Origin of the sequence: Plantactinospora sp. KLBMP9567 (genome assembly GCF_033446045.1) — a bacterium.
Classification (GTDB): domain Bacteria; phylum Actinomycetota; class Actinomycetes; order Mycobacteriales; family Micromonosporaceae; genus Plantactinospora.
In genome coordinates, this window is the sequence record NZ_JAWQRR010000014.1 from 90,022 (window position 1) to 100,886 (window position 10,865).

Below are 10,865 nucleotides of genomic sequence, written 5' to 3' on the forward strand. Positions count from 1 at the left end.
GTATCGCGCAAGCAACTTCCAGATAGGGTCGCTCACTCCACACCTTCACCCCCCAGGGCGTGCCCCCGCCGCCCGGTGACTCAGGAGCCCATCATGCGGAAACGCGCCACGCGGACAACCGCGGTCGCCGCCACGGTCATAGTCGGGTTCGGCCTCACCGCCGCAGCCCCCGCCGCCGGCCAACCCGACACCGACCGACCGGGCCGGCGGGTGGTCGACGCCGGTGACAGCATCGTGATCCGTGGTACGACCTACCGGATGCGGATCGTCAAGGACGGCTTCCGGTACTCGTTCGAGACCCCGACCGGCAAGCCCGTCGCGCCGGCCCACCCGAGCTCCGGCCTGCGGATCAAGACCTCCACCGCGACCGACTTCAGCATTGCCGCCGAGACCCGGCTGGTCTCCAGCCCTCGGGCCGCCACCGTAGTGCTGGCGGTCACCATGACGGACGGCGCGCGGGTCACCGTGCACATCCAGCCGACCGACACGTACGCCCGGGTCACCGTGCCGGACCTGCCCGGGCAGAGCAGCACGGTCGACTTCCGTACCGGCGGGGTGGCCCCGGCGTACGGGCTCGGCGACTACGGCTCGTTCGCCGACGGTCAGCCGGAGCAGGGCACACCGTGCAGCGGGAACGTGCAGGTCCGGCCGAGCACCGAGCTGACCGGCCTGGTGCTGGACGACCTGACCAACGAGGGCAGTTGCAAGCGCTTCATCACCAACTTCACCATCTTCCCCAAGCAGCGGTTCGGCCAGGTGTGGTTCGCCGAGGGCCAGAAGCGGGTCGGTCTCACCACGGAGGAGAACCGGCTCGGCGCCGCCGGTGTCGACGAGGTGAAGGGCCTGTACTACTTCGTCGGCCGCGACCTGCGCCAGGTGTACGCCGACTACCGGCAGGCCCGGCACCGGCACGGGTACCTCGACGCCAAGCCCGCCGAGTCTGCCTTCGGGCTCGGCTGGGAGGCGTACGGCGCGCTCGCCTGGGACACGTACCAGTCCTCGGTGATGGACACGGTCCAGGGGTTCCTCGACCACGGGTACCCGCTGAGCTGGGGCGTGGTCGGGTCCGGCTTCTGGCCGGGGCCGCGCGGAAACAAGGTCGAGGGCACCACGAACAGCTTCGGGATGTGGGACGACACCGCCGAGGAGGGGCGCGACGACGGGCTGCCCAACCCGCGCTACCCCGATCCGGACGCGCTGAAGAAGCTCTTCGCCGACAACGACATCAAGCTGCTGCTCGGCGCCCGCAACAACTTCAAGGCCCTGCCGGCCGACGGCGGCAACCACAACCCGAGCTACGACGGGCCGTTCCTGCAGGAGGCGCTGGACCACGGCTACCTGCTCCGCAACGCCGACGGTACGCCGCGGGTGGTGACCCGGGCCCAGTTCCCGTCCGGCGCCAGCTACGTCCTGGACGGCACCAACCCGGAGGCGGTGCGCTGGTATGTCGACCGGCTGCGGCTGTGGGGGGTGGATGGGTTCAAGGAGGACACCATGCTCTACGACCCGAACTTCCACCTCGACGGCAACTGGAACGCGGTCCAGAACGCGCTGCACGACGCCAGCGAACTGCTGATGGTGCGCAACGCGGCGTACTCGGTGCCGGGTGACATGATCCGGATCAACGACACCATCTACGGCACCGGCGAGGTCTACCACGAGGACCCGGACCGGATGCCGGTGAACCTGCTCAACTACGCCGCCTCCGGCGCCGGCAACCTGTCCCCCGACATCGTCGGTGGCACCCCGGGTCCGTTGCTGGGGGACCCGGCGTACCAGCGGTACTTCGTCCGTAACGCCCAGTTCAACGCGATGCTGCCGGTGCTGACCTTCGGCAAGGGCCCGTGGGAACTCGGCCGCGACGACTACGCGGCGTCGGTGAAGCGGCTGGCGCTGTGGCACGAGACGCTGCGCCCGTACATCTACGACGCGGTGCTGGACGGGTACGAGACCGGGTTCCCGAGCGCGGTGACCCCGCTGCCGCTGGCCTACCCGGACGACCCGGCCACCTACGGCCTGGCGAACGACACCACCCGGCAGTACGAGTGGATGTTCGGCGAATCGCTGCTCGCCACCCCGGTCTTCGGCGCCGACTTCGCCACGGCGCAGACTCGGGACGTCTACCTGCCGGCGGGCAAGTGGATCGACATCGAGACCGGAGCGGTGTTCCGCGGACCGACGACCCTGCGCGACTACGCGATCGGTGCCGACCGGATCCCCGCCTTCGCCGGCGGCAAGGGTGTCCTGGTCAGCGGCAAGGCCGGGGCGCTGAAGGCCGAGGTGTACCCGGTCTCGACCGGCTCCCGCTACACCGCCGGCCGGGGCCGCGACGCGGTCACCGTCGAGAACGCCAACACCGGCTGGGATCCCCGCTCGCTGACCGTGCGGGACACCAGGACCGGCGACCGGGTCGGCTACCGGATCGACCCGGTCACGGGTGCGCTGCGGTTCCCGGTCGCCGCGGGACACACGTACCGGCTCACCGGCGGCGGTACCGCCGAGCACACCGTCGCGCGGGATACCGCCGTGCCTGGGCGGGTCACCGGCCTGGAGCACGACACCGGCACCGGGACCACGACGCTGAGCTGGGACCCGGTCGAGGGCACCCGGTCGTACGTGGTGACGGCACAACTGCGGCAGGACTGCGGCATCAGCCCGGAGCTGGTCGTCGGCTCGTCGACCGGTACCGGTCTGGTGCTCGACAACGCGAGTGTCGCCGGCACCTACCGGGTGACCGCCACGAACAGCGCCGGCGGGGGAGAGCCGTCGGAGCCGCATTCGATCGAGCCGTTGCCCGGCGAGGTGGACCCGGTCGTCGTCGTCACCAACGAGGGGACGCCGTCGACCTGCGATCCGGACAACCCGGCGTACGGCGAGTCCGGTAGCTGGCTCTCCAGCAGCCTGAAGGGCTTCGACGGGTCGGGCAGCCGGTACACCCGAACGGCCGGGCTCACCGCCACCTGGCGCGCGGTCCTGCCGGCCGGCAGCTATCAGGTCGAGGTCTGGACACCCGGGAACACCATCTGCAGCGCCGACGCGACGTACACGGTCGGCGGGGTGACGGTGCCGGTCGACCAGTGCGCCACCGGCGGGTCGTGGCACTCGATCGGCACGTACCAGCTACCGGAGGGACTCGCCGCGGTGACGTTGACGGCGGGTTCCGGCGCCACCCGGGCGGACGCGGTCCGCTTCACCCGGCCCTGACGAGCGGTCGACGCCGGATGCCGAGGCAGGTCGCCACGGCATCCGGGCGTTGACCGCATGCAACCTGCGGGATTAGCCTCCCGGATCGCGCAAGCAACTTTCAGAGAGGGTCTCACATGGCAGCGGAATCCGGCAGCAACCAGAGCGTCGAGCGGGCACTGGGCGTGCTGCGCGCCCTGAGCGCCGGGCGGTCCGAGATGCGTGTCTCCGACGTGGCCAAGGCGACCGGCCTCGGCCTCTCCACCGCGTCCCGGCTGCTGGCCACCCTGGAGAGCGCCGGCTTCGTCGACCGCGACCCGATCAGCGGCCTCTACCGGCTCGGGCTCGACCTGGTCTCGCTCGGCGGTTCGGTCCTGAACAACCACCCGGTGCACCGGGAGGCCCGGCAGACGGCGCAGAACCTCGCCGCCGAACTCGGGCTGGGCGCCAACGTCGCGGTTCGGCGTGGCGACCGGCTGTTCTACCTGCTCAACTTCGAGGGCCGGAACGCCCCCCGGTCGTTCGTCCTCGGTGGGCAGTACAACCCGCTGCACGCCACCGGCCTCGGCAAGGCGCTGCTCTCCGGGCTCACCGCCGAGCAGCGGCGCAGCGTGCTGCCCGGCGAGACCCTGCCGGCCTACACGCCCCGCACGGTCACCAACCACGAGCAGCTCGACGAGGAGATCGCCCGTACGCTGGCCCGGGGCTACGCCACCGAGATCGAGGAGTTGGCCCTCGGCCGGGCCTGCGTCGCGACGCCGATCCGGGACGGATCCGGAGCGGTGGTGGCCGGCCTGTCGGTGTCCGGCCCGCTGTCCGCGATCGACCTGGCGCAGCGCGAGGCGGAACTCGTGCGGGCCGTGATCGAAGCGGCCGACTCGATCAGCATCGGTCTCGGCTATGTCGGCCCGGCCCACGTCACGCCGCAGCGGCTCAGCACGCCAGAGGCGGTGTCATGAGCGCCGGCCGCCGGCTCTCCGACCGTACCTTCGGCTTCCTGCTCACCCTGCCGGCGCTGGTGCTGTTCAGCGCGATCGTGCTCTATCCCCTGGTCGGGTCCTTGACCACGAGCCTGTTCCGGCAGAGCCTGGTGCTGCCCGGGCGCAGCTTCGCCGGACTGGACAACTTCCGGACCGTCCTCGCGGACCAGTTCTGGCCGGTGCTGCAGAACACCCTCGTGTTCACCGTCGCCAGCACGCTCATCCCGTTCGCGATCGGCTTCGCGCTCGCGCTCGCGCTGCACACCCGGCTGCCCGGCCGGGCCGTACTCCGAGGGCTGTTCCTCTTCCCGTGGATCATCCCCGGCGTCGTGGTGTCGTTCGTCTGGATGTGGATCTTCAACGCCAACTACGGGGTCCTGAACGGCCTGCTGGTACGCCTCGGCCTGGTCGACGACCCGATCAGCTGGCTCGGGCAGCCCGGTACGGCGATGCTCGCGGTGATCGTCGCCAAGTCCTGGGCGAGCTTCCCCTGGATGATGGTGATGCTGCTGGCCGGTCTCCAGACCGTGCCGCAGACGCTGCACGAGGCGGCCGCACTCGACGGGGCGGGTACGCTGCGCCGGTTCTGGCACGTCACCCTGCCCCACCTGCGCGGCATCGTCGGGGTAGTGCTGTTGCTGGAGACCATCTGGAACTTCCAGCACTTCGACACGATCTACGTGCTGACCGGCGGCGGGCCCGCCGGTGCCACCACGACTTTCGCCGTCTCGGTCTACGACACCGCGTTCAAGGGCTTCGACCTGGGCCGCGCCGCCGCGCTCGGCGCGCTCTGGATGGCGCTGCTGTCGGTCCTCGTCGTGGTGTACGTCTGGGCCTCCGAACGAGGGGAGAAGTCGTGACGATCGCCGAATCCAGGACTCTGCCGGCAAAGGATGCCGGCACCCCCGTCGCCCCGCCACGCGCCCGTCGCCAACGCCGGTCCCGGCCGTTCGGTGCGGCCGTCACCGTCGCCGTGATCGGCGCCTTCGCCTTCAGCCCGGTCTACTGGCTGCTGGTCACGGCGCTCACCCCGAACGACGAGGTGTTCGCCTTCCCGCCCCGGCTGTGGCCCCGGACGGTGACCTTCGAGCACTTCACCAACCTCGCCGACAACCCGGCGCTAGCCCGCTACCTGGGCAACAGCCTTGTCGTCTCGCTGCTGACCGCACTCCTCACGGTGGTCGTCTCGGGCTACACCGCGTACTCCTTCGCGAAGTTCCGCTACCGCGGCCGGCGGTCTTTGATGTACCTGGTGCTGGCCTCCCAGATGTTCCCGCAGGCGCTCCTGCTCATCACGCTCTACCTGGTCTTCAGCGCGTACGGGCTGCTCAACACCTACCTGGCGCTGGTGCTCTCGTTCACGACGTTCACGCTGCCGCTCTGTGTCTGGATACTCAAGGGCTTCTTCGACACGATCCCCGACGAACTGATCGAGGCGGCCAAGGTGGACGGCGCAGGGCAGGGCGCCATCATCCACCGCATCGTGTTGCCGGTGAGCCTGCCCGGCCTCGTCGCCACCGGACTGTTCGCCTTCATCCGAGGCTGGAACGACTTCATCTTCGCCCTCACCCTCGCCGGCCCGGAGAAGCAGACCCTTCCCCCGGGGCTGGTCAACACCTACCTGGGCGAGTTCCAGGCAGCCTGGCCCGACCTCATGGCCGCCTCGCTCGTCGTGTCGCTACCTGTCGTCATCGGTTTCATCATCCTCCAGCGCTACCTCGTCGCCGGCCTCACCGCCGGCGCGGTCAAGGGCTGACGCCCCGCATCCCGTGCCGACCGTCCGGCTCCGGGCGACCCGGCCATAACGCCACACACCTCGTCCCGTAACCACAGGAGATTCCAGATGACATCGTCAGGCAGTCTTCCCGCCAGCTCGCTGTCCCGCCGTAACCTGCTCCGGCTCGTGGGCCTCGGCGCCGGCGCCACGCTGGGCGCGGGGGCCCTCGCCGCCTGCGCCCCGTCGACCACCGGCTCCGCCGGGTCGTCGGGTGACGACGGCGGGAAGGACTTCTCGTTCACCGGGTGGTCGCTCAACGAGGCGTCGACGAAGGACGCGCTCCAGGCGCTCCTCGACACGTACGCCGGCGCCAACGGCGCGAAGATCACCACCGCGTCGTACCCGTACAACGACTACCTCAACCAGGTGCTGCTGCAGGTCCGTGGCGGCACGCTCACCGGCGCCGTACAGGTGGACGTCGCCTGGCTCGCCACCCTGGCCGCGACGGGCAAGCTGGTGGAGTTCGGCGCGCCGGCGACCGGTGGCGGCTACACCCAGGCGGCGCTGGACATCGGAAAGGTCCAGGGCAAGCAGTACGGACTGCCCTGGACCACGGCGGGGATCGGCCTGATCGGCAACTCCGAACTGCTCGGCAGGGCCGGCATCAGCACCGCGCCGACCACCATCGAGGACTTCGAGCAGGCGCTGCGCGCGCTCAAGGGGCTCGGTAACGGGATCGTGCCGTGGGCGGCGATGACCAAGGTCGACCAGCTCAAGGACTTCATCGCCTGGATGTGGGCGTTCGGCTCGCCGGTCGTCCAGGATGGCCGGGTGGTCGTCGGCGACGACGCCAGCGTAGCGGCGCTCACCTGGTACAAGAAGCTGTACGACGAGAAGCTCATCGCCCCCGACGTGAACCGGTTCGACGCCCGTGCCCTGTTCGCCCAGGGGAAGGTCGGCTACTACGAGGACGCCATCGCGGGCCGGGGTGCGGTCCTCAAGACCGCCTCGGACAAGCAACTCGGCGAGAAGCTGCGGCCCACCTCCCGGCCGGTGCTGGCCACCGGAGCGAAATCGCGCAACCTGGCCTGGGGGCACGCGATCGCGGTCGTGCAGGGCAACGGTGCCGAGGCGGCGACGAAGTTCGCCGCGACGCTGACCAGCGACCCGAAGTACGGCGCCGAATGGTTTGCCAAGGCAGGTCTTCCGCCCACCACCACAGCGGGGCTGTCCGGTGCGGAGGTCCAGGCGGACGTGTTCACCAAGGAGTTCAGCGCCAGCATCGGGGCATCCGCCGAGCCCGACCCGTTCTGGATCTACCCCCAGTTCGCCCAGATCGAACAGGCCCTCGCCACCGGCGTACAGGCCGCACTGGTGGGCAAGGCGTCCCCGAAGGACGCCCTGGCCACGGCCCGTGAGCAGATGCAGGCGCTGACGAAGTGACCTTGCCAGGCGGCGCGCGGGCGATCGCGATCCTTGCGGTCGCTCGCGCCCCGGGGTGGCCGTCCGCGCTGGTCGGCACACTCTTCGGCGTCCGCGACGGAGCCTGACCCCGAAAGCGCCCCCCGCAGGCTCTGATACCCGTCCTCCAGCCGTCGCGATCTTGGCCCTTTCCGGCGTCGCGCTGCCCCTCGCCGCAGCGGCGTGAGCTGCACATTCAAGCCGGCTGCATGCCGGATTCAAACCCGAGACCCCAGGCTGAGACCGCACAGCCAACGCCGAAGCGGTACGGGGGCCGCCGGGTTGCCGAGTCGTGCCCCTGTATCCGCGGCATCGCGGGAGGAGCATGTATGCAGCAAGTCCGACGCCGATGTGCGGCGGTACTCGCCGCCACCCTGGCAGCGGGAGTCCTTCTGGTACCAGCCACCGCAGTCGAGGCTGCGGTCCCGCTCCCGGATCCGGTGGCCATCGGCCAGGCCACCGAGGATGACCTCCAGGTGTTGGCAGCCGACGCCGACACCGCAGGCACCAAGGTCAAGGTTCGCAGCTACCAGGTCGGCCAGCTAGCCGATGTCAAGGCGCAGCGCTGGAGTTTCGAGGTCGTCACGCCGGGTGCCGCACCGGTCTACCGCATCCGGCACGCCTCGTCCGGCCGCTGCCTGCAGGCGGCGGCCGCCGCCGACGGTGCCGACGTCGCGCTCGCCGACTGCGGCACCGCGGACCAGCAACTGTGGACCACCGGGACCGCCCGGACATTTCCCACCGGCGGCTTCGCGCTACGCAACAAGCGCGACGGTCGCTGCCTGGATCTGTACAACAGCGCGGACAACGCGCCGGCGACGATGTGGGGCTGTAGCAGCTACTTCGCGACCCAGCTCTGGCGGATCCGAATCGGTACCTTCGACTGTCCTGCCCGCAATGTGATCGCGCTGTGCGTACACTCGTCCGACCTGGTGTCCGGGGTGATGGGAGCGTGGCGCCAGCATCCGATGACGTTGAACGAGGCGGGCTCCACCCCTCGGGACGCCAACACCATGTCCAACCAGGTCAACTGGAATCCGTTGACCAGCGGGGGAGACAACCCCGGATACGACTACGTCGAAATGGGCTGGCGGGGCGACTACCTGGCCAGCACCAACTCCAGCACCCACTCGGCCTACTGGGTCGAGACGGGCCTGCGCGACGGGTGGCTCGTCGAGGAGTACCACGCCATCGACGCGGTCGACTCCACACTCGATGACGGCACCATGCACACCTGGATGAGCCAGGGGAACTCGGACGGCCAGTGGGACATGTTCTACGACTTCAACCCGGTGGGCACGACCCAACTCGCCACCGGCGGCCGCGCCCGGGACCTGCAGTACGGGCTGCTTCCCCAGTACGCCGAGAACACGGTGCTGGACAAGACGTTCGAAAACCGGGTGCAGATTCTCGGCGACGAGGGACTGTGGCGCCGCCCGCAGTTGCGCGAGGTGGCTGCCTTCCCGGCCAACGTCTGTGGACAGCCGGATCCGCTGACGCTCACGTTGGACGAGCCCAACAGTCCACCACACTGCTTCACCACGTCACTGGTTACCCGAGCATCGAGCGCCGCCGGCTTGCCGGGGGAAGTAGACCGATTCGTGGTCGGTAAGCCCGGTGTCGGGTCGGCGGCCCGGACCGGCAGCGTGCCGCCGGCACCAGCGGCCCCGGCCAGCGGCGTGCACAATGGAGTAGACCAGCGGGCTCTGGCTGCCTGCCTGACGGCCGACGCCACCCAGTGCCTGGCCACTGTTCCCGGGCTGGCGGATTGTGTGCGGGCCCGCAAGGTGTGCAACACCACCCGGGGTCCCGCAGCCGGGGCAGACCGTCCCACGGCCGCGCCGAAGCGGAGCGCTCCGGTAACGGCGGACGCAGTCCGGCAGCGTGCCCGCGCCGCGGTCGGCGACCGTGCGGCGGCAGCGGGTGTGCACACGACGACGTTGACGGCCGCGGACTTCACCCGCCGCTCCGGTACGACCCTCAACACCGTCGACGGTGCCGAGAAGGTGCATGTGGTGACCAGTGACAGCCCGGCGACCGGACTGAGCCGGCAAGCCGACCGGTCCTACGCCGGATACACGATGGTCTACCTGGCCGAGACCGGCCGGCTGCTCTACGCCTGCCTGGGCCACCGCTGCGTCCGGAAGGAATTCGCGTGACCACCGTACTGAAGCGACTCGCAGTGCTGCTGACCACGACTCTCGCGACGGGCGTCGCCGCGGTGCCCGCCACAGCGGCCCCGGCGTCGGCCGAGTTCGGCTGGATCGTCACCGAGTCGGTGGGCGGTACGCCGGTGCCACCCGACGCGCCACCACAGACCAACAGCGCCGTTTTGCGCAGCGCCGACCGGGCCGTCGCGTCCCGGGAAGACGAGCTCAAGGGGGTCTGCCGGAGCGAGCACGCCTCAGCCGCCGCGACCCAGGAGGGCTGGATGGCCGACCGGTTCAGCCGGTGTCACATCGGCCATCGCAAGGTCGAGCTGCGCTGCACCGGCTGCACGACCGTGCTGGCCAGCGTAGAGTTCGACTACACACTGATCGGCATCGCGCAGAACGGCACCCGACAGGTGGACTTCACCCTGACCTTCGACAACTGGACGGCGCTGGGTGGCGTGGAACGCGAGACGACACCGATGAGAGTCGATCTGAGCGGCTGTAGCGGTGGCCTCGTCACCTGCACTCCGACATCGGGCGAGCGGGAGCAACTGCTCGGGACCTGGCGGCTCGATCCCCGGTTCGATGTCACGATGACCTCGCCGGACGGCACCGGCATCGGTGCCGAGTACCTGGTCGACAGCCTGGTCGAACTCAACATGGCGATCATCCCGGTGGATCCGAGGATCGCCCCGTGGCTCGAGGACGACATGACCAGGGCCCAGGTGCGCTTCGACTCGGCTGGCCAGCTCGCCGGCAGACACAACGGTACGGTCTTCTCCGACTTCATTCCCACCTTCGACCTGCTGGCGCTGGCCCGGGCCGACGGTAACGAGCAAGCCGTCAGAGAATCGATCCAGCACATCGACGACGCGCTGCACCATGTCGAGCGCACCTTCCCGTCCATGTTGATCAAGGTCCCGCCGGGCGAGTTCAAGCCGTCGCTGGGTGCCGACCAGCGACCGTTGCACCGCCTGGTCGACAGCGTCCTGCAGGACCGCAACCGCACGTACGCGGGCAAGGTCTGCGAGGACGTGTGGGGTCCGGGCGCGGCAAGCCCCAACCTCAACTGCGACGAGTACCCGTTCGCCTCGACCAAGGAGGGCGCGTACACCGGCAGTAGCGCGGCCGACGGCGACACCAACGGTTGGCGGACCTGGCACGGGTCCTCCCGTCTCATCGGGGAACTCGACAACCAGGAATCCGGCCGCCGGTACCTGAATCTGGGCTTCTACCAGACCCAGCGGATCCTCAACAACGATCCGTTCTTCGTCTCCATCGACCGCTGACCGGTTCCCGGGGTTGCCGGCGCTGCTCGCGGCGCCGGCAACCCCGGTAGGGGGGCACAGGAGCAGCCCATGCCGGTGACCC

7 protein-coding genes are annotated in these 10,865 nt (G+C 69.8%); all 7 read left to right on the forward strand.

All coding sequences use genetic code 11. The features are described 5' to 3' along the window. Positions 1–93 precede the first annotated feature (93 nt). The 7 genes from R6Y94_RS11220 (at position 94) to R6Y94_RS11250 (ending at position 10,783) form a co-directional block, all read left to right on the forward strand. On the forward strand, positions 94–3,204 hold the full coding sequence (locus tag R6Y94_RS11220) for a TIM-barrel domain-containing protein (RefSeq protein ID WP_318395755.1): 3,111 nt from the start codon (positions 94–96) through the stop codon (positions 3,202–3,204). A 116-nt stretch (positions 3,205–3,320) separates the two neighbouring features. Beyond that, positions 3,321–4,142 (forward strand): IclR family transcriptional regulator, encoded by an 822-nt coding sequence (locus R6Y94_RS11225; protein WP_318395756.1) that lies wholly within the window; start codon positions 3,321–3,323, stop codon positions 4,140–4,142. Then, positions 4,139–5,023 (forward strand): sugar ABC transporter permease, encoded by an 885-nt coding sequence (locus R6Y94_RS11230; RefSeq protein WP_318395757.1) that lies wholly within the window; start codon positions 4,139–4,141, stop codon positions 5,021–5,023. The genes R6Y94_RS11225 and R6Y94_RS11230 overlap by 4 nt, the downstream gene beginning before the upstream one ends. Then, positions 5,020–5,919 carry a carbohydrate ABC transporter permease gene (locus R6Y94_RS11235; protein ID WP_318395758.1) on the forward strand — a complete coding sequence of 300 codons (900 nt, stop codon included), beginning with the start codon at positions 5,020–5,022 and terminating at the stop codon, positions 5,917–5,919. Before R6Y94_RS11230 ends, R6Y94_RS11235 begins: the two co-directional genes overlap by 4 nt. Before the next feature lie 87 nt (positions 5,920–6,006). Next, positions 6,007–7,323 (forward strand): ABC transporter substrate-binding protein, encoded by a 1,317-nt coding sequence (locus R6Y94_RS11240; RefSeq protein ID WP_318395759.1) that lies wholly within the window; start codon positions 6,007–6,009, stop codon positions 7,321–7,323. A gap of 347 nt (positions 7,324–7,670) precedes the next feature. Beyond that, a complete protein-coding gene (locus R6Y94_RS11245; protein WP_318395760.1) occupies positions 7,671–9,500 on the forward strand; it encodes an RICIN domain-containing protein in 1,830 nt (609 codons plus the stop codon). Further along, positions 9,497–10,783: a hypothetical protein gene (locus tag R6Y94_RS11250; RefSeq protein WP_318395761.1), complete on the forward strand. Its 1,287-nt coding sequence runs from the start codon at positions 9,497–9,499 to the stop codon at positions 10,781–10,783. Before R6Y94_RS11245 ends, R6Y94_RS11250 begins: the two co-directional genes overlap by 4 nt. Positions 10,784–10,865 lie beyond the last annotated feature (82 nt).